This is a genomic window from Paraburkholderia aspalathi, from assembly GCF_900116445.1.
GTDB lineage: Bacteria > Pseudomonadota > Gammaproteobacteria > Burkholderiales > Burkholderiaceae > Paraburkholderia > Paraburkholderia aspalathi.
The window spans coordinates 49,760-75,234 of record NZ_FPBH01000001.1 but is presented as its reverse complement, the minus strand read 5'-3'; the positions used below and the strand labels follow the sequence as shown (position 1 = coordinate 75,234).

At 62.1% G+C, this 25,475-nt stretch carries 24 protein-coding genes; 10 read left to right on the top strand and 14 right to left on the bottom strand.

The window, feature by feature from the left end; translation table 11 throughout:
* Nucleotides 1-95 precede the first annotated feature (95 nt).
* Nucleotides 96-1,451 carry an LLM class flavin-dependent oxidoreductase gene (locus tag BM438_RS00360; RefSeq protein ID WP_093632749.1) on the top strand — a complete coding sequence of 452 codons (1,356 nt, stop codon included), beginning with the start codon at nucleotides 96-98 and terminating at the stop codon, nucleotides 1,449-1,451.
* Between the two features lie 110 nt (nucleotides 1,452-1,561).
* On the opposite strand, the gene BM438_RS00355 is transcribed toward BM438_RS00360, so the two are convergent.
* Nucleotides 1,562-2,890 (bottom strand): LLM class flavin-dependent oxidoreductase, encoded by a 1,329-nt coding sequence (locus BM438_RS00355; protein ID WP_093632379.1) that lies wholly within the window; start codon nucleotides 2,888-2,890, stop codon nucleotides 1,562-1,564.
* A 241-nt stretch (nucleotides 2,891-3,131) separates the two neighbouring features.
* Between BM438_RS00355 and BM438_RS00350 the strand changes: the two genes are divergently transcribed.
* The 5 genes from BM438_RS00350 to BM438_RS00330 are packed head-to-tail and all read left to right on the top strand — an operon-like array spanning nucleotide 3,132 to nucleotide 7,211.
* Entirely contained in the window at nucleotides 3,132-3,911 is a 780-nt protein-coding gene (locus tag BM438_RS00350; RefSeq protein ID WP_093632377.1) for a GntR family transcriptional regulator, read from the top strand.
* Nucleotides 3,908-5,641, top strand: coding sequence for a fumarate reductase/succinate dehydrogenase flavoprotein subunit (locus tag BM438_RS00345; RefSeq protein ID WP_093632375.1), 1,734 nt, complete (start codon nucleotides 3,908-3,910; stop codon nucleotides 5,639-5,641). The genes BM438_RS00350 and BM438_RS00345 overlap by 4 nt, the downstream gene beginning before the upstream one ends.
* 9 nt (nucleotides 5,642-5,650) lie before the next feature.
* On the top strand, nucleotides 5,651-5,896 hold the full coding sequence (locus tag BM438_RS00340) for a 4Fe-4S dicluster domain-containing protein (RefSeq protein ID WP_054040025.1): 246 nt from the start codon (nucleotides 5,651-5,653) through the stop codon (nucleotides 5,894-5,896).
* Between the two features lie 29 nt (nucleotides 5,897-5,925).
* Nucleotides 5,926-6,933 carry a HEAT repeat domain-containing protein gene (locus BM438_RS00335; protein WP_093632373.1) on the top strand — a complete coding sequence of 336 codons (1,008 nt, stop codon included), beginning with the start codon at nucleotides 5,926-5,928 and terminating at the stop codon, nucleotides 6,931-6,933.
* Nucleotides 6,933-7,211, top strand: coding sequence for a DUF971 domain-containing protein (locus BM438_RS00330; RefSeq protein ID WP_093632371.1), 279 nt, complete (start codon nucleotides 6,933-6,935; stop codon nucleotides 7,209-7,211). The genes BM438_RS00335 and BM438_RS00330 overlap by 1 nt, the downstream gene beginning before the upstream one ends.
* A gap of 49 nt (nucleotides 7,212-7,260) precedes the next feature.
* Here the strand turns inward: BM438_RS00330 and BM438_RS00325 are convergent, their stop codons facing one another.
* The 13 genes from BM438_RS00325 to BM438_RS00265 form a co-directional block, all read right to left on the bottom strand.
* Nucleotides 7,261-9,306: a family 2A encapsulin nanocompartment cargo protein cysteine desulfurase gene (locus BM438_RS00325; protein WP_093632368.1), complete on the bottom strand. Its 2,046-nt coding sequence runs from the start codon at nucleotides 9,304-9,306 to the stop codon at nucleotides 7,261-7,263.
* Nucleotides 9,281-10,213, bottom strand: coding sequence for a family 2A encapsulin nanocompartment shell protein (locus tag BM438_RS00320; RefSeq protein ID WP_054040017.1), 933 nt, complete (start codon nucleotides 10,211-10,213; stop codon nucleotides 9,281-9,283). Before BM438_RS00320 ends, BM438_RS00325 begins: the two co-directional genes overlap by 26 nt.
* 108 nt (nucleotides 10,214-10,321) lie before the next feature.
* Nucleotides 10,322-10,597, bottom strand: coding sequence for a helix-turn-helix domain-containing protein (locus BM438_RS00315; RefSeq protein WP_093632366.1), 276 nt, complete (start codon nucleotides 10,595-10,597; stop codon nucleotides 10,322-10,324).
* Entirely contained in the window at nucleotides 10,594-11,574 is a 981-nt protein-coding gene (gene epsC / locus BM438_RS00310; protein WP_093632364.1) for a serine O-acetyltransferase EpsC, read from the bottom strand. Before epsC ends, BM438_RS00315 begins: the two co-directional genes overlap by 4 nt.
* Nucleotides 11,575-11,616: 42 nt before the next feature.
* A complete protein-coding gene (locus tag BM438_RS00305) occupies nucleotides 11,617-12,084 on the bottom strand; it encodes a rhodanese-like domain-containing protein (protein ID WP_093632362.1) in 468 nt (155 codons plus the stop codon).
* A gap of 220 nt (nucleotides 12,085-12,304) precedes the next feature.
* Nucleotides 12,305-12,553, bottom strand: a complete 249-nt coding sequence (locus BM438_RS00300) for a hypothetical protein (protein ID WP_093632360.1) — start codon at nucleotides 12,551-12,553, stop codon at nucleotides 12,305-12,307.
* Nucleotides 12,554-12,743: 190 nt separating this feature from the next.
* Nucleotides 12,744-14,336, bottom strand: coding sequence for a carboxylesterase/lipase family protein (locus BM438_RS00295; RefSeq protein WP_093632358.1), 1,593 nt, complete (start codon nucleotides 14,334-14,336; stop codon nucleotides 12,744-12,746).
* Between the two features lie 120 nt (nucleotides 14,337-14,456).
* Nucleotides 14,457-15,572: a porin gene (locus tag BM438_RS00290; RefSeq protein WP_093632356.1), complete on the bottom strand. Its 1,116-nt coding sequence runs from the start codon at nucleotides 15,570-15,572 to the stop codon at nucleotides 14,457-14,459.
* A 122-nt stretch (nucleotides 15,573-15,694) separates the two neighbouring features.
* Nucleotides 15,695-16,801, bottom strand: coding sequence for a hypothetical protein (locus tag BM438_RS00285; protein WP_167378272.1), 1,107 nt, complete (start codon nucleotides 16,799-16,801; stop codon nucleotides 15,695-15,697).
* Nucleotides 16,788-18,104 carry an MFS transporter gene (locus BM438_RS00280; protein WP_167378271.1) on the bottom strand — a complete coding sequence of 439 codons (1,317 nt, stop codon included), beginning with the start codon at nucleotides 18,102-18,104 and terminating at the stop codon, nucleotides 16,788-16,790. The genes BM438_RS00285 and BM438_RS00280 overlap by 14 nt, the downstream gene beginning before the upstream one ends.
* An 83-nt stretch (nucleotides 18,105-18,187) precedes the next feature.
* Entirely contained in the window at nucleotides 18,188-19,339 is a 1,152-nt protein-coding gene (locus BM438_RS00275) for a DUF5624 domain-containing protein (protein WP_093632350.1), read from the bottom strand.
* Nucleotides 19,340-19,356: 17 nt separating this feature from the next.
* Nucleotides 19,357-20,235: an amidohydrolase family protein gene (locus tag BM438_RS00270; protein ID WP_093632748.1), complete on the bottom strand. Its 879-nt coding sequence runs from the start codon at nucleotides 20,233-20,235 to the stop codon at nucleotides 19,357-19,359.
* A gap of 22 nt (nucleotides 20,236-20,257) precedes the next feature.
* The gene (locus tag BM438_RS00265) at nucleotides 20,258-21,034 is read right to left on the bottom strand and encodes an HpcH/HpaI aldolase family protein (RefSeq protein WP_093632348.1); all 777 of its coding nucleotides are present in this window, start codon (nucleotides 21,032-21,034) and stop codon (nucleotides 20,258-20,260) included.
* Between the two features lie 98 nt (nucleotides 21,035-21,132).
* Between BM438_RS00265 and BM438_RS00260 the strand changes: the two genes are divergently transcribed.
* From BM438_RS00260 to BM438_RS00245, 4 genes are all read left to right on the top strand, one after another.
* Nucleotides 21,133-22,020 (top strand): LysR family transcriptional regulator, encoded by an 888-nt coding sequence (locus BM438_RS00260; RefSeq protein WP_093632346.1) that lies wholly within the window; start codon nucleotides 21,133-21,135, stop codon nucleotides 22,018-22,020.
* Nucleotides 22,021-22,125: 105 nt separating this feature from the next.
* Nucleotides 22,126-22,587 (top strand): LysR family transcriptional regulator, encoded by a 462-nt coding sequence (locus BM438_RS00255; RefSeq protein WP_093632344.1) that lies wholly within the window; start codon nucleotides 22,126-22,128, stop codon nucleotides 22,585-22,587.
* A 194-nt stretch (nucleotides 22,588-22,781) separates the two neighbouring features.
* Nucleotides 22,782-24,158: a sensor domain-containing diguanylate cyclase gene (locus BM438_RS00250; protein WP_093632342.1), complete on the top strand. Its 1,377-nt coding sequence runs from the start codon at nucleotides 22,782-22,784 to the stop codon at nucleotides 24,156-24,158.
* A gap of 139 nt (nucleotides 24,159-24,297) precedes the next feature.
* Entirely contained in the window at nucleotides 24,298-25,470 is a 1,173-nt protein-coding gene (locus BM438_RS00245) for a patatin-like phospholipase family protein (RefSeq protein WP_093632340.1), read from the top strand.
* Nucleotides 25,471-25,475 lie beyond the last annotated feature (5 nt).

The following is a 25,475-nucleotide window of genomic DNA, read 5'->3' as shown; positions in this document are numbered from 1 at the left end:
ATTCGTGGTCTCGAACGATCCGCTATTCGACAATGGGCAAATCGGTCAGAGCGTTCGTCCGTTCGTTGCTGGCTGCTTCCGCATTCGAAAAGACCATGAGAACCGACACGCCGCGCCAGCTTCATCTGAACGTCAATATCCTCCACTCCGGTTTTGTCCCTTCCGCATGGCGTACGCTCGAAGCTGATCCGCGCGCCTTCGTCGATATCGCCCACTACGTTCGTGTGGCGCAGATTGCCGAGGCGGCGAAATTCGATGCCGTGTTTCTCGCGGATAACGCCTCGATTGCCGATCAGATTGACTTCCGCCCGATCACCGCGTTGGAGCCGACCGTGTTGCTCGCCGGCATTGCTGCGGCCACGACGCATATCGGCGTAATCGGCACGGCATCGACGAGCTATAACGAGCCGTACAACATCGCGCGCCGCTTTGCGACGCTCGATCAGCTCAGTGCAGGCCGAGCCGGCTGGAACATCGTGACGACCGCCGATCTCGGCTCAGCGCGCAATTTCGGCCGCGAGGCGGTGCCGGATCATGCGCAACGCTACGAGCGCGCAGCCGAATTCACGGAGGTGGTGAAGGCGCTGTGGGATAGCTGGGAAGACGACGCCTTTATCGGCGACAAGGCGAGCGGCCGCTTCATCGACACCACGAAGGTGCATCGCATTGATCATCGCGGCAAATACTTCAGTGTCGATGGTCCGTTCAACTTGCCGCGTAGTGCACAGGGGCACCCCGTGCTGATTCAGGCAGGCGGATCAGCTGACGGACGCGAACTCGCGGCCCGGCACGCGGAAGCCGTGTTCTCAGCATCGCAATCATTCGACGAAGCCGCCGCCTACGCGCGCGAACTGAAGTCTCGCGCCGCGGCGTGGGGACGTGGCAACAACGCAATTCGCGTGCTACCCGGACTCACCACCATAATCGGCGCAACCGAAGCCGAGGCCCTGCGCCGCCGCGATGAACTGGTCGATCTGATTCCATGGACCTATAGCCTCACCCGACTGGCGGGCATCTTGGGCATTAGCGTCGACCGGTTGAAACTCGACGAGCGCCTGCCGGACGATCTCTCATTGCCCGGCAACGGCAATGGCAATCACACGTTCTTCAACGCCACGCTCGCACAGGCGCGGACCCAGGGATACACGGCGCGGCAATTGATCCGCGCACTTGCGGGCGGCGGCGGACATCGTGTCGTCGTCGGCACGCCGGAACAGATCGCCGACGATATCGAACACTGGTTCAAAGGCGGCGCTGCTGACGGTTTCAATCTGATGCCGGATGTTCTGCCGGGTGGCTTGCAGGACTTCGCCGACGGTGTGGTTCCGCTTTTGCAACAACGTGGTCTTTTCCGTACCGAGTACGAGGGCAGCACGCTGCGTGAACACTTCCGATTGCGACGGCCTGTCAGTCGCCACTTGCATCCACGGGAAGCGGCCGCTACCGCGTAAGCGCTCTTTTTCAACACGCTGCATACTCGGACCGGCGAACACGCGATTGAGATTCCGGGCGTCACCTCGGCGCGCAAACGCGCCGTGAAGTAAGCCAATTTGTAGTCCGGTCATTTCACCCGAGCGAAAAAACGGTTCTCAGGCCGTGGCAAACCCAGATTCTCGCGCAGCGTCGCGCCTTCGTATTCGCGCCGGAACAAGCCGCGCTTCTGCAATTCGGGAATGACCTTGTCCACGAAGTCGTCGAGGCCGCCCGGCAGATACGGGAACATCACGTTGAACCCGTCCGAGCCCTCTTCCACCAGCCATTGCTCCATCTGATCGGCGATCATTTTCGCCGTACCCACCATCTCGAGCCCCGAGTATCCGCCGATGCGTTGAGCGAGTTGCCGAATCGTCAGCCCGTCGCGCTGCGCCCATTCGACCACCAGCTGCCGCGCTGTCCGGCTCGCATTGGTTTCGGGAATCTCGGGCAACGGGCCGTCCGGATCGAATCCGGACACGTCATGCCCCAATGCAATCGACAACGACGCGATGCCGCTCTCGTAGTGCACGAACGTATCGAGCCGCGCACGTGTTTCCAGCGCCTCTTCCAGGGTATCGCCGACAACCACGAAGGCGGCCGGCAGGATCTTCATGTGATCGCGTTCACGCCCGAGTTTTTCCATCCGGCCCTTCACGTCGGCATAGAAACGCTTGCCGTCAGCCAGCAGGGTTTGCGCGGTGAACACCACCTCGGCGGTTTCCGCAGCAATCTGGCGTCCTGCTTCCGACGATCCGGCCTGCACGATGACGGGCCATCCCTGAACGGGGCGCGCAATATTCAACGGGCCGCGCACCGAGAAGTTCTCGCTCTTGTAGTTCAGCACATGCAGTTTCTCCGGATCGAAGAAGGTGCCGGTTTCGGTATCGCGGATAAAGGCATCGTCTGCCCAACTGTCCCAGAGGCCGGTGACCACGTCGAAGAACTCGCGGGCGCGCCGATACCGCTCGTCGTGTTCGACGTGCTCGTCGAGACCGAAATTGAGCGCGGCGTCGGGGTTCGACGTCGTCACGAGATTCCATCCCGCGCGGCCGCCGCTGATATGGTCGAGCGAGGCAAACCGTCTTGCGACGTGATACGGCGCGTCGAATGTAGTGGACGCCGTGGCGATAAGCCCCAGCCGTTCCGTGACCGCCGCCAGCGCGGGCAGCAGCGTCAACGGTTCGAACGACGTAACCGTATGGCTATGCTTGAGCGCGTCCAGCGGCATGTTGAGCACCGCGAGGTGATCCGCCATGAAGAAAGCGTCGAAACGGCCGCGCTCGAGCGTCTGGGCGAAGCGTTTCAGGTGCGCAAAATTGAAGTTGGCGTCGGGATAAGCGCCGGGATAGCGCCATGCGCCGGTGTGTATTGTCGTCGGACGCATGAAGGCGCCGAGGCGAAGCTGACGTGACATGTAGCAAGCTCCATCGCAAACAGGTCGGGCCAGTTTAATCGTCCTTCGCCGACGCTGCTTGCGCCCGCCCACCACTCGGTAACCGCCCGCCGAACACGCTGCACCGGGGCTCCGGCGCTATCGGACACACCAAAAGCTGTTCCGCAGAAATGCAAAGCACAAAATCTTCGTTCGCCCCTCCGGGCTCCCTCACTAGACTGTGATTCAACTTGTCATAACAAGTACAGACAACCCACAGATCATGCAGAAGCCCAACCCGGCCAACGTGCTGCCTCTTTCCGTCCCGCCGCTCTATGAGCAGATAAAGACTGCTCTGCGCTCGCGCATTCTCGACGGCACGTATGCGGCCCATTCGCAGATGCCGTCTGAAAACGACCTCTGCGCGATGTTCAACGTCAGCCGTATTACCGTGCGGCAAGCGCTCGGCGATCTGCAAAAAGAAGGCCTCGTTTTCAAACTGCACGGCAAGGGCACCTTTGTCTCCAAGCCGAAAGCCTTCCAGAACGTCAGTGCGTTGCAGGGCTTCGCCGAAGCGATGTCGTCGATGGGTTATGAAATCGTCAACCAGCTCAAACATATCCGCTTCATTCCCGCGACCGCGCACATTGCCAGCAGGCTTCAACTGCCCGAGGGCACGAAGGTCGCCGAAATCCAGCGCGTGCGGATGCTCAATCGCGAGCCAGTGTCGCTCGAAATCACGTGGGTGCCGGAAGCATTGGGCAAACGCCTCTCAAACGCGGACCTCGTCACGCGCGACATTTTCCTGATTCTCGAGAACGACTGCGCGGTGCCGCTCGGCCACGCCGACGTCTCCATCGACGCGATTCTCGCCGACGATGAAATCGTCGAAGCATTGAACGTCGAAGAAGGCAGCCCGGTGCTGCGCATCGAACGTCTGACGCATAGCGCGGACGGCACACCGATCGATTACGAATACCTCTATTTCCGCGGCGACGCGTTTCAGTACCGCTTTCGCATCGATCGCCAGAAAGAGAAGAAGACCACAAGGAAGACGAAATGAATACGCACGTGATCGAGTACGACCTGGTCGTCGTGGGAGGTGGCACCGCAGGGCCGATGGCTGCCGTCAAAGCAAAAGAACAGAATCCGAATCTGAAGGTGCTGCTGCTGGAAAAGGCCAACGTCAAACGCAGCGGCGCGATTTCGATGGGCATGGATGGGTTGAATAACGCCATCATCCCGGGCCACGCCACGCCCGAGCAGTACACCAAGGAAATCACCATCGCCAACGACGGCATCGTCGATCAGGCCGCCGTCTACGCGTATGCCCGGCACAGCTTCAAGACCATCGAAGAACTGGACCGTTGGGGCGTGAAGTTCGAAAAAGACGGCACAGGCGACTATGCGGTCAAGAAAGTGCATCACATGGGCTCCTATGTTCTGCCCATGCCGGAAGGCCATGACATCAAGAAAGTGCTCTACCGGCAGCTCAAACGCGCGCGCATTGCGATCACCAATCGCATCGTCGTCACGCGCGTTCTGACCGATGCGCAAGGGCGCGCTTGCGGCGTACTGGGCTTCGATTGCCGCACGGCGGATTTCTATGTGGTGCGCGCGAAGGCCGTCATTCTCAGCTGCGGGGCGGCAGGACGGCTCGGTTTGCCGTCCTCGGGCTATCTGATGGGCACCTACGAGAACCCCACCAACGCCGGCGACGGCTACGCGATGGCTTATCACGCTGGTGCAGCGCTAGCGAACCTCGAGTGCTTCCAGATCAACCCTCTGATCAAGGACTACAACGGCCCCGCCTGCGCCTATGTGACGGGCCCCCTCGGCGGCTTCACCGCCAACGGCAAGGGCGAACGTTTTATCGAATGCGATTACTGGAGCGGCCAGATGATGTGGGAGTTCTATCAGGAACTCCAAAGCGGTAACGGGCCGGTATTTCTGAAGCTCGACCATCTCGCCGAAGAAACCATTCAAACCATCGAGCAGATTCTGCACACGAATGAGCGCCCGAGCCGGGGACGCTTTCACGCGGGACGTGGCACCGATTACCGGCAGCAGATGATCGAGATGCACATCTCGGAGATCGGCTTTTGCAGCGGCCATAGCGCATCCGGCGTCTACGTGAACGAGCGCGCGGAGACCACGGTGGCCGGTCTCTACGCCGCCGGCGACATGGCCGCGGTACCGCACAACTACATGCTCGGCGCGTTCACCTACGGCTGGTTCGCGGGGCAGAACGCGGCGCAATACGTCGAGGGTCGTGAGCATGCAGCGCTCGACAACGAGCAGATCGAAGCTGAACGGGTGCGGATCTATGCGCCGCTCGAACGGGAGACAGGGCTTGCGCCGGCGCAAGTCGAATACAAGCTGCGCCGCATGGTGAATGATTATCTCCAGCCGCCGAAGGTCACGCGCAAGATGGAAATCGGCCTGCAACGTTTCGCGGAAATCGCCACCGACATCGACCAGATCAAAGCCGACAATCCGCACGAGCTGATGCGCGCCGCGGAAGTACGGGCGATTCGCGACTGCGCCGAAATGGCGGCTTACGCGTCGCTGTATCGCACGGAAAGCCGCTGGGGGCTGTACCACCATCGCGTCGATTATCCGCAACGCAATGACGCGGAGTGGTTCTGCCACACGCATCTGAAGAAAGACGCAGCGGGTCGCATGGTCAGCGAAAAACGTGCCGTCGAACCGTACGTGGTGCCGCTCGACGACCACGAGAGTCACGCCTATCAGAACCTGCGCATCGGCGAGCCCGCGCTGGCCGACGCTTGAGGAGCCACCATGTCTACGACACCGCACAACATTTTCCAGCGCAGCGCCGCACCGGTCACGATCGACGAAGACAAATGCATCGCCGACAAGGGCTGCACAGTCTGCGTGGATGTGTGCCCGCTCGACCTGCTCGCGATCGACCTGAGCAAAGGCAAGGCGTATATGAAGTTCGACGAATGCTGGTACTGCATGCCGTGCGAGAAGGATTGCCCGACCGACGCGGTCAGGGTCGACATTCCTTATCTGCTGCGCTAGTAGCGAACCCTCGAGACACCACTCAACTCATGAACGATATTTCGCTTCCGCTGACGTTCGACCCCGATTCCCTCGATCCGGAAGCCGCCGAACTCCTGCCGCGCCTCGCGTCCACAGACGCCGCCGTGCGCCGCATCGCCCTACTCGCGCTCGCCGACCTCGAAGACGAAACCGTGCTCGGACCGATTGTCGCCGCGTTACGCACCGACCCATCATCGGACGTTCGCGCTCAGGCCGCCGAGGTGCTCGGTGCATGGGAGCGCACCGACGCGGTTGAGGCACTATGCGAAGCGCTGGCGGATCGTGCGGAAGATGTCCGCGAAGCAGCCGCGCAGAGTCTGTCCAATCTGAAGGACCCGGAATCCGGACCTTTGCTCGCGCCGTGGACCACGCATGACGATCCGTTCGTGCGTCAGGCCGCGCTTCGCGGTCTGCGCGAATTGCGCTATGCAGGTGCGTTGGAACCCGCGCTGGCCGCGTTGAGCGCGAGCGAGGACGGTGTGCGGCTCGAGGCCGTGAGCGTGCTCGGCTGGTTGAAGAGCGAACGCGCGCTGGGCCCTCTTACCACCATCGCCGCGCAGGATCCGAGCGCTGCGGTGCGACGCGCGGCAATCGGCTCGTTGGGCATCGGCGCAGCAGCGACGGATGAAACCATCGCCGCGTTGCTGAGCGCGTTGCGCGATGCCGCGTGGCAAGTCCGTGAAGAAGCGGCGGCCACGCTCGGCAAACTGCGCGCGTTGAGCGCACAGGATGCACTGATCGCTGCTCTCAGCGACGACTACTGGCAAGTCCGTTTGCAGGCAGTCCGAGCGTTAGGCAAACTCGGCGGTGCAAATGCAAATGCAACCGCGAGCGCAGCAGTGGCCGCACTGCTCACGCATGCAATCAGCAATCTGCGCAAGGAAGCGGCCTTGTCGCTCGGCGAACTGGGCGACACAGCATCGTTGCCGGCCTTGCACGCAGCCGCGACCGATCCCGACCCGGAAGTCCGCAAAGCCGCACGTATAGCGCTGGCGCAAATTGAAAAGGCTCACTGATGAACGCGCCCGAACACGTAACGATTCATGCCGCGACGGGGCGGCTGTCCCTAACGTGGCGTGATGGCCAAACGAAGTGGATCGACAACGCCACGCTGCGAGAACGATGCCCTTGCTCAACATGCCGTCGCTTGACGCATTCGGGCAAGACGACGCGAATCGAGCCGCACCTGGCGATTGTCGACATGCAGCCGATGGGCTATGGCGTGCAGATCGCGTTCAGCGACGGACACGCGCAAGGAATTTATCCGTGGGATTATCTGGCGGGGATTGCCTGAATGCAGGCATGAGAAAACGGCGGCCGTAACAAACGGCCGCCGTTTTTTATTAGCGTCGCGAAGACAGCCGACGCACAACCGACACCAGCGCATCGACTTCATCGCAGGTGTTGTAGAACGCAAGCGACGGCCTCACCGTGGCTTCCACGCCAAAGCGCCGCAAGATCGGCTGCGCGCAATGATGCCCTGAGCGCACGGCGATGCCCTCTTCGTTCAGCGCCTGCCCGACTTCCTCGGTCTCGTAGCCCTTCAACACAAAGGACAACACGCTGGCCTTGTCGCGCGCCGTGCCAATCAGACGCACACCCGGCACGGGCTGCAACACGCTCGTCGCATACGCCAGCAGATCGTGTTCATAGCGCGCGATATTCTCGATGCCCACGCGCTGAACGTAATCGATCGCGGCACCCAGACCTACCGCATCGGCGATATTGCCCGTGCCCGCTTCGAAACGATTCGGCGGAGGCTGGAATACGGTGCGCTCGAAGGTGACGTCCGCGATCATGTTGCCGCCACCCTGCCAGGGCGGCATATCTTCCAGAATCGCGCGCTTGCCGTAGACCACGCCGATGCCGGTCGGACCGAACACCTTGTGACCGGAGAACACGAAGAAATCCGCGTCGAGCGCCTGCACATCTACCCGCATATGCGACACAGACTGAGCACCGTCCACCAACGCCTTCGCACCTGCACGATGCGCCAGCTCGACGATCTCCTTGACCGGCACCACGGTGCCCAACGCGTTCGACACCTGCGTCACCGACACAATCTTCGTCCGGTCGTTGAGCAGCCGGCGATATTCGTCGAGCAGAACCTGACCACTATCGTCGACCGGGATCACGCGCAGCTTGGCACCGGTTTGGGCGGCAAGCTGCTGCCACGGCACGATGTTGGCGTGATGCTCCAGATGCGAGACGATGATCTCGTCGCCCTCGCCAACGTTCTGCACGCCCCACGTCTTCGCGATCAGGTTGATCGCTTCGGTGGTGCCGCGCACGAAGATGATTTCCTCCGGCGAGGCCGCGCCGATGAAACGCTGCACCTTGCTGCGTGCAGCTTCGTACGCATCCGTGGCGCGGCCGGCCAGCGCATGGGCGGCCCGATGGATGTTCGAGTTTTCATGCGCGTAGAAATACGCGAGCCGGTCGATCACCGCCTGCGGTTTGTGCGTCGTTGCGGCATTGTCGAACCACACGAGCTGACGGCCGTTCACACGCTCCTGCAGAATCGGAAAGTCCCGGCGGATCGCATTCACATCGAACGGCGGATGCGCTGACGGCCCGGCATGCGGCACGCCATCCGTCTTAGCGGAAGAGTGCCCGGGAAACTGCGATCCCTCATTCAGATTCAGGAAATAGTGCGAACCGGTGGTGTGCTGCGCCGGTGCGACGCTTGGCGCCGCTTGCGATGCGGCCGGCCTGTCGTACGGGAAGCGCTGCTCGGCGAGCGGCTGATCGACACCAGGGAGTCCGAGCGATTGCGCGCTGACTTCGTTCCAACCCGGCACGACGATATCCGGCGAAGCCACCGTCGACGTCCGGGCTTGCGCCGTTTCGCCCAGGAAATAATAAGGCGACGCAGGCGCTGCACCACCCGCGGACGGACGCTGCGCACCGTGTGCTTCAGGCACGCCCAGCGCCGCCCCGCCAAAGCGCGGATCGAGCGCGGGTGCAACGGTCACCGCGCTATCTGGCAAGCCGTTCTGCGCAACGGCATGGGGAGCCAACGCAGGCGCGCGATTCCCCAACGACAGAACATGCGTAGGTGCTGAAGGCAACAGGTTGCCTCCCGGCACATGCCCCTGCGGCAACGCTGCACCAGGCACGCCAGTGCCCGCGCCGCCGGGACCCGCGAGCGGCGAACCGGCCGGAGCCGGATTGCTGATCTCGCCGGTCACGGGCGCCGTGAACGGCAGAGTGGCGGCCACGTCGGGTGCACCGCCTACCTGCGGCGCGTTGCCAGGCAGCGCAGAGAAGAACGCATTGGCTAGCGACGCTAACGTTGCCGGGTCAGGCAAACCCGCGGGCGGATCCGTCGGCACATCGTGCGGCAGGACGCTATCCATGGGCTTACTTGTAGGTGTCTGGGTAGTCATGGTACTTGCCGATCTCCACGTCATCGAGAACTGCCAGCGCGTCCGGCGAATGCACCGCGAGCGAGCAATAGAGCGAGATCAGATACGACGCGATCGCATGATTGTTGATGCCCATGAAGCGCACCGACAACCCCGGACCCTGTTCGCCGGCCACGCCCGGCTGGAACAGACCGACCACGCCCTGGCGCTTGTCGCCCACGCGCAGCAGCAGGATCTTGGTCTTGCCGTCGGCAACCGGCACCTTGTCCGACGGAATCAGCGGAATGCCGCGCCATGTCAGGAACTGCGAGCCGAACAGGCTGACCGTCGGCGGCGGCACGCCACGGCGCGTGCATTCACGACCGAAGGCGGCAATCGCGAGCGGATGCGTCAGGAAGAACGCCGGCTCTTTCCATACCTTGGTCAGCAATTCGTCGAGATCGTCGGGCGTCGGCGCACCGGTCAGCGGAAACACGCGCTGCTCTTCGGCCACGTTCGCGAGCAGGCCGTAGTCCGGGTTATTGATCAACTGGCTTTCCTGCAACTCCTTGATCGTTTCGATCGTGAGGCGCAGTTGTTCCTTGATCTGGTCGTGCGGGCTGCTGTACAGATCCGAGATCCGCGTGTGCACGTCGAGCACCGTGCTGACGGCATTCAGAAAGTACTCGCGCGGTTGCTCTTCGTACGGCACGAATGTGCGCGGCAGGATGCTTTCATCTTCGCGCGCGGTGCAGGCCGCTTTGACGGCTTCAGGATTCTTCACCTGGTTCAGACGATAGATACCTGCCTCGACCGGCAGCCATTGCAGCAGATGCGTGAGCCAGCGCGGCGTGATCGTGGCGAGTTGCGGAACGGTTTTGGTGGCATTGGCTAGTTGCCGTGCTGCGGTATCGCCGAGCGCCGTCAGGCCGCCGACTGTTGCTGTCATCTGAAGCTCCAGGATTGATAGAAGAAAAACAGGAAAGCTTATGAACGAAACTGATTATGGGAAGACGCCCCTGGCCGTTCAACATGCTATAGACGGCAAAGCAGCGGTCTAACGGGCAGATGCAGGATCGATGAGTGCGGAATGCGGGCGAGCGGCAACGCTCACGCCATCGGACGAATGACTGAGCAGGCGTTCGACCGGCACGTTGAAAGCACGGGCAAGCTTGTCGAGCGTGACAATCGACGCGATCGCGGAACCGCGCTCGATCTCGCCGACATAAGACCGGTTGAGTCCGGCGTGCTCGGCCAATTGCTCCTGCGACCAGCCGGACGCCTCACGAAAGCGCCGCACCGCGGCGCCGAAGTCTCTGACGAGCACGCTCATCGAGCCGCCCCGGCCGTGGCAGGCTCCGCGACTGTCGCCTGATCGCGCGGCGGCCGTTCGCGGCCTGCGGCGGAGCCGGTGCCTTCGTTGCGCGACACGGCCTGCGTCACGTGTGAACCGGGCGCGACGTCCTGCGTGACCCACACATTGCCGCCGATTACCGCGCCCTGCCCGAGCGTGACGCGTCCAAGAATGGTGGCGCCCGCGTAAATCACGACGTCGTCCTCGACGATCGGATGCCGTGCATGGCCCTTTTCCAGATGTCCTTGCGCGTCGCGCGGAAAGCGCTTCGCGCCCAGCGTGACCGCCTGATAGAGCCGAACGCGTTCGCCGATGATGGCCGTTTCACCAATCACCACACCCGTCCCATGATCGATGAAGAATCCCGCGCCGATCCGCGCGCCTGGATGAATGTCGATACCGGTCTGCGCATGCGCGAGCTCGGCGATGATGCGCGCCAGCAGCGACAGTCCCAACCCGTACAACTCATGGGCGAGCCGATGGTGGATCATCGCCAGCACGCCGGGGTAGCACAGCAGAACTTCATCTACGCTGCCCGCCGCCGGGTCGCCGTGAAACGCGGCTAATACGTCGCTATCGAGCAAGCTGCGAATCGCCGGCAAGCGCGCCGCGAAAGCGCGCACCGCGATACCGGCCTGCGCCTCGATCGTGGCGGCGGGCGGCGGTTGATGGCGGCTGCGATAGTGAAACTCCAGACGCGCCTGACTCAGCAACGCATGCAGCGCGGCGTCGAGCGCATGGCCGACATAGAAGTTTTCGCTTTCCTGGCGCAGATCGGGTGGTCCGAGCCGCATCGGAAAAAGCACGCCCTTCAGCGTGTCGATGACCTCCGAGAGCGCTTCGCGCCCCGGTAATTCGCGCCCGCCCGGCTCGAGCGAGCGCTTCTGCACTTCGCGCCATTGCTGGCGAACCGTCTGAAGCGCGTGAACAATTTCATCGACGTCAAACACAGCCACAGCGGTTACTCCCCGTAAAGTGCAGCATGAACGATCAGACTGTCAGTCCTGAATCCACGGCAGGCCATGAAAGCGCCAACCATTGCTGGCGCCGCGCCGTTGCGTGCCGTCCAGTTCCCCTTCAAAGCCTTCCAGAACATTGAATACCTGCGTGAAGCCGGCTTTCGCCGCGGCCTCGGCGGCCAGTGCCGAGCGGTTGCCGCTGCGGCACAGCAGCAGCACGACGGCGTCCTTGCCGGTTTTCGCTTCCAGTTCACGCACGAAACGCGGATTGCGCGTCAGGCTCGTGCCCGTCGCCCACGCGACATGCAGACTGTCCGGCACGAGTCCGACGAATTTGCGTTCTTCGGCGGTGCGCACGTCCACCAGCACGGCGTCGCCGGCCTGGACGAGCGCCCACGCATCCTGTGGCGACAGGCCACCGGCATAGGGCAAGCCGGCTTCCGCGGCTTTCGCACGGGCGGCTTCGAGCAGTGCAAGCGTGGGGCGTTCTGCGAGTTCAAGCGTCATGATGTCTCCGTCGATATCGCGCGAATCAGTACGCGCGGGTCTAAGCCATCTGCGAATGCAACCGCCTATAGCCATCAGAAGACACTATGAAAGAGAGTCAGCCGAAGCCGAACCAATTAATTGTCATTTCTAAAGAAGCATCGGTTCGGATGCTCCGGCTTGCAGCGCCCCTGCTCTGCCCGTTCGCCGCGGAATTGCCACGCCACCGCCGCCCCGCGCGTTATTCCCGAGGGATCTCCAGCGGCACGACAAACATGCCCGCGGTGTATTCCATATGGAAATAGCCGCAGCGCGCGTAAGCCGCAATGCGTTCGAGCCGTTCGGGAGACGGAGAGGTATAAGCCGCGGCAGCCGTCTCGTCAGAGGATTGCTCAGACGAGACGGGCGGGCGTTTTGACAATTGATTCTGCAGGCTTCGCACAGGATGCCGAAGTCCGCTCCAGATTAGCGTCGCTGAAAGTGTGGCCATATGGCCTCCGTCGATTCATTGCGATACAAATGAATCTAGCGACCTGGATACGGAATCGCAAACAAGCTTTTGTGGAATGGTTTTCGGAGAACGGATCAAACAGTAAGTAGTGTTTTGCGCTGCCCGTGATGCATCCGCGTGGTGCACTCATGTATCACGGCCAGCGCTCTTCCCTGCCGTCCTGAAGACGCTACAGCCCGTGCGACGGCGCCTCGCCGTACCAGTAGCTGCACTGATGCGCGGTGTACGCGTCGTAAGTGTTGGAGACCGGATAACCGAAGTCGAGCGTTTGCCGGGTCGCCGAGGTGTACAACGGCCAGTTCGCCACCGTGCTGCCCGAATTCGGATTACCGGAATGCGCGAAACCTGCAAGTGCGGTTGTCATCGCCGTGGACAGGCTTGCCTGGTTCGCCGTCGGGCTCGGGATCAGTTGCCACCAGTAGTCGAGGTCCGATGAGTGAAAGGCGCCGTAATTCATGGTGGTGGGCGGCAGCAATGAAATCAGGCTATGTACGCTGTATGGCGCGGGATCCGAAAAGCGGTACATGTAAGCCGCAGGCGAATACTTTGCGAGGTTGTCGGCGTCCTGCATTTCGCTGCAGGTGAACAGGTAGTCGCCCGTGGCTTTGGCCAGTGCCTGGCTCGGCGACGTGAACTGGCTCGCCGGATAGAGCGCCGCGGTGGCGGCGCCGGGCACGCCGAGGAAATTCTGGATCGCCGTTTCGTAGCCCGCGGATGTGACGGGATTGCCCTGCGCGTCGAATGCCGCCGCCACGAAGTACGTTCCTTCGTCCTCAGTGAAACCGGATATCACCGGCACGCGGTTGTACTGGCCATTGGCAAATGCCGCGCTCGTCGAACTCGGCAGTACCTTGCCGTCGATCGTCGCATACCAGGCCACGGGATTGCCTTGCAGCAGTGCGGACGCCGGCAGATTGCGCAGGCAAGCGGCGCTGGTGGTGTCCGTGCAACCCCATGTTTTGGCGTAGCCAATGCCATCCGTTTCAGCCTGCTGCAAGGTCTCCTGCTGCCGGCTAAAGCCACCGCTCATAGCGACCGCCTTCGCAAACAGACCCGCAGCACCGGGCGAAGCAAGTTGCACATACACCGAATGGCCGCCCGCCGAATCGCCGAAGATCGTCACGTTGGCAGGATCGCCGCCGAACGCCGCGATATTTTTCTGCACCCAGGCAAGCGCGGCGGTCTGGTCCATGATGCCGTAGTCGCCGGAAGCGCCGTTGGGATCTTCCGCCGCTAGCGCGGGATGAGCCAGAAAGCCCAGCGCATTGAGACGGTAATTGATCGTCACCACAATTGCGTTCGCCTTCTGGGCAAGCGCGCTGCCATCCGTCGCGGACCCGGAACCAACAATGAAACCGCCACCGTGAATCCAGAACAGCACAGGCAACGCCGTGGTGCTTGCGGTAGTGCCTGGAACGTAGACGTTGATGAAGAGACAGTCCTCACTGCCGGTCGGGGCCGTCGCGGTCCCCTGTACACACGACGAGCCGACGTGCGACGCGTCGTACATGCTCGTCGTGTAGGCCGCCGCAACTACAGGAGGTTTCCAGCGCAGTGCGCCTGTTGGCGGCGCCGCATACCGCAAGCCGAGAAACTCACGCACGCCGTTGACGGTGACGCCTTTGACCTGTCCTTGCTGGGTCTTGACGACAGTGGGGTCGGCGGGCGCTGTGTCGTGAACACTCCCGCCGCACCCAAGAATGACCAGTGGAATCGCTATTGCAATGAACCATCGAATGACGCGCTGGTGATAGGTATCCATGCTTGTCTCCTGAACTCCGGAGAACGCCACCGCCTGGCGCTTACTCCGGATCGGGTCCAACTGGCGGTTTGAAATGAGCTGGCGGCAATACGCAGCGCCTTCACTGCTGACACGTCAGGCCTAGAACAGCGTGCGCAGCCCCACCCGCACCGCGGTCGACGACTGACCTGTGCCGACATACACGCCATTGGCAAACACCGGCGCCGCACCGCCGCCGAGGAACACCGGTGCCGCGCCGCCCGATGCGCGCAGATAAGTCGCACTCGTATAGACATCGGTGCGCTTCGACAGCGCGTAATCGAGCAGGAGCGTGCCGTTCTGCCACTTCTGCGAGCCGAGCTTGCTGTACCAGTAGCCGCCCATCAGCGTCGTGGCGGGGGTGAGTTGAAACACCTCGTTCACTTCATAGGTCGGCATCGAGCCGTTGTCGTGGCCGATGCGGAAGTGCGTATCGGTGAACAGCAAGCGCGTCAGGCTCCTGCCAAAGCGATAGCTGCCGCCCACACCGAAGCTGCTGACGCTGCTTGCCAGCACAGGCGTGGCAGGCAGATTGGGGAAGAACGTTGTGCCGGCCTGGCTCGGCCCATTCAGCCCGAGATCATGCGTATCGGTGTACGCGGCGCCGAGGTTCAACGGACCGTTCGAATAACGCAGCCCAAATGCAATCACACGTCCCGTTCCCGCTGATACGGATTGCGAAGGAAATGCATACAGCGCGCCTGCCTGCAATCCCAGGTAGTTCGGCGACGTGTACTTGATCGCGTTATTGATATGCAGCGTGCCCGCAAGGTGATCGAAGTCGCCCGGATGCCACGAGTACTGACCGGCGACCTGCCCCATCGCAAACTGCGTGAGGTTGTCCCAGAAGAAGTCGTATTGCTTGCCGAGCGTGAAGCGGCCGTACGTTGAATTCTCGATACCCAACCACGCCTGCCGGCTAAACAGCACGCCCGATTGCACCATCGTGCCCGAGTACAGATTGAAGCCGTTCTCCAGCACGAAGACGACGCGCGTGCCGCCGCCGATATCTTCCACACCGCGCAGGCCCCAGCGATTCGACTGGATCGAGCCGTCGTTGGCGACGAAGTTCGAATGACCGTTCACGTTGCTGAAGTAGGTAATGCCCGCATCGATAATGCCGTACAGCGTCACGCTGCTTTGTGCGTGCGCAATCTGGCTGCTCATGCTCAATGCCAGTACAGCGGATGCGCTTAAGCTCAAGGCAAACTTTTTCATTGCTCGTCTCCAGTGGTTTTATTTTTAAAAGGCAAAACGGTGCCCTCCCTCGCAGAAGGGATATCTGTTCCCTGTCGGGAATGCCCGGCGGACGGCCGGGCGCTGGGGATGTCGTTTAGGCGCTAACCGTTGAACCGGTATAACGTCGAATCAGTGCGAAAGCGGATCGCTTCACTCAGGCTGTTGCTGACCACCAGATAGCGCTGACCGTCATCGACGAAGCTGGCGGCGTCGGTCGCAGCGGATGTCGCGAAATCGCCCACCAGTTCGAAGCACCCATCGCGCCAGCGGAAAATCTCCGATTGCGGCACGACAACCGGTGCTTTCGGCGTGCCGGTGATAAAGCACACGCGCACCAGATAGCGCCCCTCCTTGCCGTCGATCAGACACAGTTCGCGCCCGCCTGGGCCGCCCAGCACCTGCGTCTCGACGAATCGCGCGCCGTCGAATCGATACAGCGTGGTGTGTTTGAGCAGGTTCGCGTGCAGCATCCAGAGCGCGCCGTCGGCTTCGAAAAAGCGGAACGCGCGGCCACCGTTTTCCTCGAACGTTTGCAGCGGGACAAACTTCTCGCCATTCCAGCGATTCACCGACGACCCGCTAACGTGGTCCGCATACGCGAGATAGTGCTCGCCACCGAATGACACGAAAGCGAAGTTGTAGCCCCACTTTCCATTGAAAGTCTGGAACGGCACGAAGCGCTCGCCATTCCACTCGAACAGGCACGACTCGCGAGGATGTTTCGGCACGACACCGTCGACCACCACGCCTTGCGACAAGCCGAGGAAATGACGCGAGTCGAACGAGAAAGCCGTCCACTGCTTCGCCCCGAATACCGGAAAGCTTTGCAATGGCACCCATGCGCCGGCGATCCGTTCATACAGCACCGCATCGGTATCGAGATCGTATGGCCCCTTGCCGGTTCGAATGCCCGCCACCGCGAGAAAGCGCCGGCCGTCGATTTCGAAGTACTCGATGTCTTCGCCGCCGGGCAAGGGCAGCGCTTCATGCTCGACGAAACGGCCGTCCTGCCAGCGGTAGATCGGTGCTTCGATGTCGCTGTCGCCACCGTTCATGTAAGGCGCCTCACCCGGCACATCGCGCGCGAGTTGCGGGACGCCGAGAAAGGTGCCCTCGTCCGTCGTAAAGACTTCGACTGCGCGCGCGCCGCTGGTCGGCAGCTCCTGCAACCTGGTGAGCAGACCCGCGCCTAATTCAGTTCTTGCCATGACCCGCCTCTCCCAACTCCGAACCCGTGATCGCAAACGACGCAGTCGGCGTGACCGCGCCACTCTCTGTTTCACGCGGCCGCAGCACATTGGCGAGAATAATGCCGAACGCCGCGCCTACGGCGAGGATCGCCGCCAGCATGAAAAGTGCTTCGAACGACAGATGCTGCGACAGCAGAATGCCGCCCACCACAGGCCCGACGATCGAACCGATGCGTCCGATTGCCAGCGTCCAGCCGACACCGGCCGCCCGCACGTTAGCGGGAAAGAGATAGCTGGCAATCGCCGGAAACGTCAATTGCCCGCCGACCAGAAACCCGCCGACGGCAAACAGCATCGCAAGCGCGACATTGCCCGCACCGATGATCTGGCCTAACGCCACCGTCAACACAGCGCCACCCAGAAAGGAAATCGCCACCGGCACGAACGGCCCGCGCTTGCCGACCAGAGTGGAAATCACCAGCGCGCCGCCGATCGCGCCGAAATTGAGCACGACCGAACCGAGCGCCGCGCGGCCCGGTTCGACGCCGTTCATGTTGAGAATGGTCGGCATGAAGCTGACCAGGAAGCCCGACAGGATCATGCTCGACAACACGCCGAACCACAGCGCCAACGTTGCCGGCAGCCGGCCACCGGCAAACACGCCGCCGATCACGCTCAGACCGCGCGCCGCATGCAATCGCGCGGCCACCCGTTCTGCGCGGCTCACGGTTTGCGCCGGAATCACGAGCAGCACCGGAATCATGGCGAGCAAGGCGAACGTGCCGCCCATCAGGAACACGAAGGGCCAGCCGAAGCGCACCATCAACGCCGCGGTGATCGCGCCGCCCACCACCGCGCCGAGCGGAAAGCCGATGAACATCAGAATCACCAGCGAAGAGCGGCGTTGCGGCGAACCGCTCTCGGCCGTGATCGCCGCCACCGGCGGAATGGCGCCGCCCATGCCGAGCCCGCCGATAAACCGGAGCGCGGCCAGCATCGTTGCCGATGTGGCAAAGGCACAGCCCAGCGTGAAAATGCCGGTTACGGCGAGCGCCAGCAGCAACATCGGCCGTCGGCCGAAACGGTCTGCGAGCGGGCCGATGATCAGCGAGCCGAGCACCGTGCCGATGAAACCGGCGCCGAACACGCGGCCGAGTGTGGCGTGATCGATCTGCAGCGACTTCGCCAGCAAGGGCGCGACGAACGACAGCATCAGCGTGTCGAAGCCGTCGATCATCGACACCGCGAAGCACACCAGCGTGATGCGCAGCACGTTGCTGAGCGGCGGACCCGCCGACGGCTCTTGTGCAAGTGAATTCATGAAGCCTGTCTCCTTCATCAAGGGCATTTTGTTATGGCCCGCGCGGCTGCCCTTACGCGCGGGTATGAGTCCGGCGTCCGTCGTTACGACTGCAGGGCGCTCGGGAAAGTCACATTCGTAAAGCCAGGAATCGCAACCCTTTGCGGCTGATTGCCATTGCTGTACAACTGATCGACGATGTAGTCGGCGACACAGTTCGACAACAATTGCGTCGGATCTTCCATGATGCGGCGCAGGCGCGCCGTGGTCGCATCGCGGTCGTCGATCGAGGTGATGGGCGGCATGCCGCCGGCCGGCACCGGATCGAAGTGAAACGGCCGCTGCCCGGGAAACAGCAAGCGCGCGACATCGATACTCGAACGGGTGTTCAGCCACAACGCCCGATAGGTGCGCTCCAATTCCGCCATGCCCGCGGCGTCCGGCAATTCGGCGACCGAGAACGACGGCGCATGCGGTGCGATGAGCACACGCTCCGGCAACAGCACGCGATCCGACGCGCACCACACCAGATAGCAGATGTTGTTCGACGCCCAGCTCACACCGGCGGTCGGCCGGCCCGACTGTCCGCTGACGAGGAACATCAGACGGTTCCAGTCGATTGCTTGTGCGCGAAACCAGTTGCCGATGCGGTAGACGATGTCGAGAAACGCCAGCCCGAAAGTCGCGAACATCACGTCGTTCATCGGCACCGGCAACGCACTCGTGGACGGCGCGGCGAAGTACTCTTCGTTCAGACGTTCGAAGCTCAGCAGCGAGTGATCTTTCTCGATCCGATCGAGCAGATCGATCGTCACGCCGCAGGTGTAGTCGACGAGATCGGCGATCTTCTGCTCGTGGCCCGCAAAGCTGGCGACCGCGACTTGATCGCGCCACAACGCGAGCGAGTTCGCCGCGCGCGTTGCCTCGGCATGACTACGCAGGTTCGACGCGTCGCGTTGCCACGCATTGTCGTGCGGCGACAGTTCACGCATTCGCGCAAGATAAGCCAGCGCCAGCGGCAAATGCGATACCGCCGTCAACTCGATGAAGCCACGCGTCGATTTACGAAAACTCTCGATCGACGGCGCACGCCCCGCGCCGGGAAACAGCACGATATCGCTGCCGGTCGACACCAGCATTGGATCGTCCGCCTGCAGCTGCGCCATCTGCTGCGTCAGATGGATGCCAATGCTCTGCGGGTCCGACGTGAACGCGCGAAAGAGACCGGCAAACGCTGCGTTGGGTTGGTAGGACATAGTGGGTGTGGATTGCCTCAGTAGTCGAACAAGCGTGCGGGATTGTCGGACAGAATCATCTTGTGCACCACCGGATCGTCGGTCCATGCGCCGAGCAGATTCAGCAATTCGCCGGTGTCGCGCGTCGAATCGGGAATGTGCGGCCAGTCCGAACCCCAGATCACTTTTTGCGGCGCCGCCTTGATGATCGCCTCGGCCATCGGCGCCACGGCTTCATAGCCGCGATGTTTGGCGATCCGATACGGCGCACTGAGTTTAAGCCAGCAGTTGCCGTCCTTCAGCAAGCTGAGGAGACGGTCGAAATCCGCCTGCGTGAGGCCGTCTTCTTCGAGCATGTAGCCCATGTGATCGATGACGAAATCCGTCTGCACATCGGCAAGAAACGGAATCAGATTGCGCACAACCCAGCCCGGCGCATAGAACTGCACGTGCCAGCCGAGGCTCGCGCACAGGCGCGCCATGCGCGTGATGTACTGCTGGATCTCGACGGTCGGCAGGCCGGAACGCGCAAACAGATCAAGACGCACCGCGCGAACGCCGGACTGACGGAAGCTATCCAGCGTGGCCGCGTCCGTGTTCTCCTCGATCATCACGACACCGCGCGCAATCGAACCCGCCACGTGCAGCGCATCGATCAGGCACCGGTTGTCGGTACCGTAAAAACTCGGCTGCACGATCACGAAACGCTTCAGGTGCAGCACGCTCATCATCTGCAGATAGTGCGAGAGCTTACCGTCCGGCAGCGTGTAATGCGGATGCTCGACCTTCGGATATTTGTCTTCGGAACCGAACACGTGCATGTGCGCGTCGCAGGCAAGCGGCGGCATCGTGAACGAGGGGCGCGACAGGGTTTCATAGTCACGCATCGGCGTGGAAATCAGCGGGGTTTCTGCCATGATCTGAAAGTGGAAGTTCGAATTAAAGTTGACGTGCCTGTTCGACGCGTTCACGCAGCGCCGCCAGATAAACATCGCTGTCGATGCCGGCAAAGACAAACGGTGCGGCGCCCTCGCGGCGCAATTCATTGAGCGCCTCGCACTCGGGCATGCCGCCCACGATCACCACCTTGCCGTGACGCTGCGCCGCCGCGATCACCTTGCGGCATGCAGCTACGACCTCTGGATGCGCCGATTCACCGGTATGGCCCAGATCGGCGGAGAGATCGTTGCAACCGAGCGCGAGCACGTCGACGCCTTCGATCGCCGCGATCGCATCGGCCGCTTCGACGCCGGCGCGGCTTTCGATCAGCACCTTGAGCACGGTCGCGTCATTGAGACGGCGGTTGAGTTCGCGAGCGGGAAGTTTTTCGAAGTTGACGTAGGGCAGCGTCGCCAGTTGCGAGCGCTGGCCGAGCGGCGGAAAGCGCGTGGCGATCACCGCGTCGCGCGCCTGCTCGGCGGTTTCCACACGCGGCACGATGATGCCGAGCGCGCCGCCGTCCAGCACGCGGTTGATCGTGCCGTAGTCGCGTTCCGGCACGCGCACCCACGGCATCAGGCCGAGGTCGACCGCGCATGAGCACAGTTGCGACACGGTATCGACCGGCAACGAGCTGTGTTCCATATCGACCCAGATCGTGTCGTAGCCGGCCGCTTTGGCCCAGCGCACCGCATCCGTTGTGCGCGAAGCGCGAATTCCCAGCGCAATGATCTTGTGTCGCGCTCGCAGGCGTTCGACCAGTTCCGCACCGTTCATGCTGTCTCCGTCGTTTGAGTAAGTGGAAAACAGTATCGCCCGGGAAACAGTTTTGATTTATTCTCCAAATCAAGGTTATTGATTTACAGAGCAAATCAATGAATATCCGTCATCTGGAATTTTTCGTGGTGCTGGCGCAGGAGCTGCATTTCCGCCGCAGCGCCGAGCGGCTGGGCATTACGCAGGCGCCGCTGAGCCTCGCGATCCAGTCGCTGGAGACGGAACTGGGCGCGCGGCTCTTCCACCGCACGCGCCGCTCGGTCGCGCTGACCGAGGCGGGGTTGGCCTTGTTGGACGACGCCCGGGCGATCCTCGCGCGGATCGAACACGCGAAGGAAAGCGTCTGGGAGACCGTGAGCGGCGACGTCGGGCGTTTGCGAGTCGGCTTTACCAATGCTTCGACGCTATCGCCGTTTTTTCCCAAGCTGATTCATGCGTACCGGACGCAGCGTCCGAAGGTCAATATCACGCTGCTGGAGTTGTCGTCGTCGCGGCAGATCGAGGCGATCGAGCAGCGCGAAATCGACGTCGGTTTGTTGCGGATGCCCGAAAGCGTGCCCCCTACCGATCTGGTGTTCACGCCGTTGATGGAAGAGCCGCTCGTGCTCGCCATGCATGCGCGGCATCGGCTCGCCAAAGCCGCGTCGATCAAGGTGAAGGATCTGCGCGATGAGCCGTTCATCGCCTATCCGCGGCAAGCGGGGGTCGCGGTCCACGAAAAGATTATCGCGTTGTGTGCGAAGCGTGGCTTCGAACCTCAGGTCGTGCAGGAGGCCCAGCAGGCATCCACCCTGATCGGGCTGACCGCTACCGGGCTCGGTATTGCGCTCGTGCCCTCGACACTGCAGACCATCGCAGTGCCGGGGGTGGTGTTCAGAGCGCTGGACGAGACGGACACCATCACGACGCTGTACATCGCTCATCGTCGTGGTGACGCCAACGCGCGGGCGATGCAGTTTGTGGAGTTGGCGCTGGGGCTTCGGTAGAGTGCGCTGATACCGTCGACACTGTGCACATCATGCACAGAACTTGTGATGCACACGGCGTTGTAGCGACACCCTGCGGCCCCTAGACTTCGTTCCTTTCCAGTCATGGATCAACTGCTCGCCATGCGGGTCTTCCGCAGCATCGTGGATGCCAAAGGTTTTTCTGCTGCCGCCGAACGGCTCGGCACTTCTCACTCGACCATATCGCGCCAACTGAAGCAACTCGAAGCCACGCTCGGTGTCCAGTTGATCAACCGTAACAGGCGGCGATTTGCGCTCACCGCTGCGGGCGAGCGCTACTTCGCGGCCCACGTCGAACTGAACGGCCGCCTCACATTCGACGCGATCACCGCGCTTTACTCCGCCGCCCTGGCAGGTGCGGGCATCGCCGCGTTCACTCGGCACACCGTTCAGACCGATCTGGCTCGCGGCCACCTCGTCCACCTCCTGCCCGGTTACTCCCTCGGCACGCGACACTATTACGCCCTTTACCCGCAAACACGGCACGTAGCGCCCAAGGTGCGAGCTTTCGTCGACCATATGGCCGAGCACTATCGCGAACGCTGACAACTCGATTATCGGGGCCGATCTGTAGGACAATAGGTTCCGACCGGCTGCGGCGCTCCATCGCGCGTTGCCGGCAAAGCATCAACGCGGTCCATAAAAAACTCCGCGATGTATTGTCGGGCACGGCATATGCGTTGTGCCTTTGGCGACACGAATGCACTGAGACGACCAGAACACCAACCGACCAGGTCAGAATGGACAGCTTGCTTATAGGGCCCGCGACACGCAAACAGGCCGTTCTTGCAGGTACATGTGCGTTGCTCGTTCTGCTCATATTCGCGATTGCCGGTCAGCGTGCGCACCAGCCGTTGCCGGCAATCACGCCTTTCATGCCGATGTGTGCGCTCACGGTGTTCACCACGTCGGGAATCGCCGCGTTTCTTCTTGGCGCCCGCTTCAGCGTGACGCAACAACCCATGCTCGGCGCGCTGGGCGGCGCGTATGCGTTCACGGCGATTACCGTCGCTTTGCAACTGCTGATGTTCCCAGGCGTTTTCACGCGCACCGGCCTGTTCGGTGCAGGCCCTCAGAGTGCGGCGTGGATGTGGGTTTTCTGGCATGCAGGATTTCCGCTGCTCGTCATTCTGGCCGCGCTCATCCGCGACCGCCTCCCGAGCAAGCCGATCCGGCTGCCTCGCATCGATGTCTGGACCTGGGCGTTAATCGGCGTTCCCACTGCGCTTGCCGCAGCGCTTGGCGTATTCGCCATTCATGCGAACCTGTCCGCGCCTTTTCATACGGCTTCCGAGACGAACGCGCTTTTAGGCGGCCGCACCGGACTTGTCATCTGCGCGCTCGATGCGCTCGCGATCGCCGTGGTCCTGTTCAAAGGGCGCCTGCGGACCGTGCTCGATCTGTGGATCGCCATTGCCCTGCTCGCCTCCCTTGCGGACGCCAGTCTGAATCTGTTGAGCATGGTTCAGTTCACGCTTGGCTGGTACGTCGCGCGGGTTTTCAGCATGCTGGCGCCCGGCGTGCTGGTATGCGTGCTGGTCTGGGAAGTGACCGTGCTCTACCGCGAATTGTCCGAGGCGCACGCTTCGCTTCTGCATACGTCCACACGCGACGCCCTGACGCGCGTTTATAACCGTAGCTACTTTGACGACCAGTTTCGCAGGGAATTCGAACGTGCCGCGCGCAACGGTCAGCCGCTCTCGCTCGTCATGATCGATGTCGACAATTTCAAGGATTACAACGACGCCTTTGGTCATCTTCGCGGCGACGTTTGCCTCAGCGCAATTGCGAAAGCGCTAGCAGGGACAGCACGCCGCTCGAGCGATTTCGTCGCCCGTTACGGCGGCGAAGAGTTCGCCGTGGTGTTACCCAACACGGGATCGGAAGAAGCATCGGTCATTGCCGAGCAGGCCCGGCTCGCCATCATGCAGTTGGGCCTGACAGCGCCAATACCTGGCGGTCAGGTCACCATCAGTGCCGGGTGCGCGACGAACGAGCAGAGCACACTGAGCACGCTGAACACACCCAACGCACTCGTTCAGGCGGCGGACGCGGCGCTCTACGACGCGAAACGTGCAGGACGCAATCGGGTCCAGTCCGTCACGCCCAGACAATAAAGCTGGATGCCTTTCAGGCAGCAGAGTCCTGAAACCCCGCAAGCTCCCCACTACGGTAGCAAGGGAAAACCGCAGCGCCAGGCCCACCCCACCCGTGGCAAAATCACCCGCACCGCGGCATTGGTCCGGGAGACCTGCAATGGGCAACAAGACGCACGGCAAACGCAACGCTAACGCGGCAGGCCAGTCGGAGGCCGCACCGGATATTCCCGGACAGGTTGTTCTTGTCTTTCAGGGAGGCGGCGCCCTCGGCGCGTACCAGGCCGGTGTCTATCAGGCGATGCATGACCGCAAGGTCAAACCCGACTGGGTGATCGGCACGTCGATCGGTGCGATAAACGGCGCGATCATCGCGGGCAATCTGCCCGAGAACCGTATTGAGCGATTAACCCAGTTCTGGAACGGCGTGGCGCGCCGTGGCGTCGATGCGGCAAGCTGGCTGTTGCCAGGGCTCGCCAACTGGTCACGTGATCTCGCGATCGTCACGCAAGGCGTGCCGTCGTTCTTCACCCCGCAACCCGGCTCATGGGCGAATATTCAGGCGCGCGTTGGGCCGGAGCGGGCTGCGTTCTATTCGACCGAGCCACTGCGTGAAACCCTGTCTTCGCTGATCGACTTCGACTACCTGAATCGCAAGGCGACGCGGCTGACGGTCGGCACGGTCAATGTCTGCAGCGGACGTATGCGGTACTTCACTAATCGCGATGCACCGGTGGACGTCGAGCACGTGATGGCATCCGCCGCTTTTCCACCTGGCTTCCCTTCGGTGCGACTGGAAGGCGAATCGTACTGGGACGGCGGCATCTACTCGAACACGCCGCTTGAAGCCGTGCTCGACGATCGGCCACGCTGCAGCTCGGTGATTTTTTCGGTGCAGTTGTGGCCGTCAAGTGGTCCGGAGCCCGAATCCATTCTGCAGGTCATGAGTAGGCAGCGCGATATTCAGTATTCGAGTCGCGCGGAAAGCCATCTCGATCGACAGAAGCAGATTCACCGGCTGCGGCATGTGATTCGCGAACTCAGTCAGCATGTGCCTGAAGAGAAACGCGATACGCCGGAGGTTCAGGCGCTCCTCGGCTGGGGCTGCGGCACGACGATGCAAGTATTGGAACTCGACGCGCCGGCATTCGACAACGACGATTTGAACAGGGATATCGATTTTTCGTCGAGTGGCATCGAGCGACGCTGGGCCGTGGGCTATGAAGACACGATCCGCTTGCTGGAGCGAGCACCCTGGCGCGAAACACTGGACCCTATGGAGGGGATCTCGGTGTTTCGGATGGGCTCCGTGGACGCGGCCAAAGATAACTAAAGAAG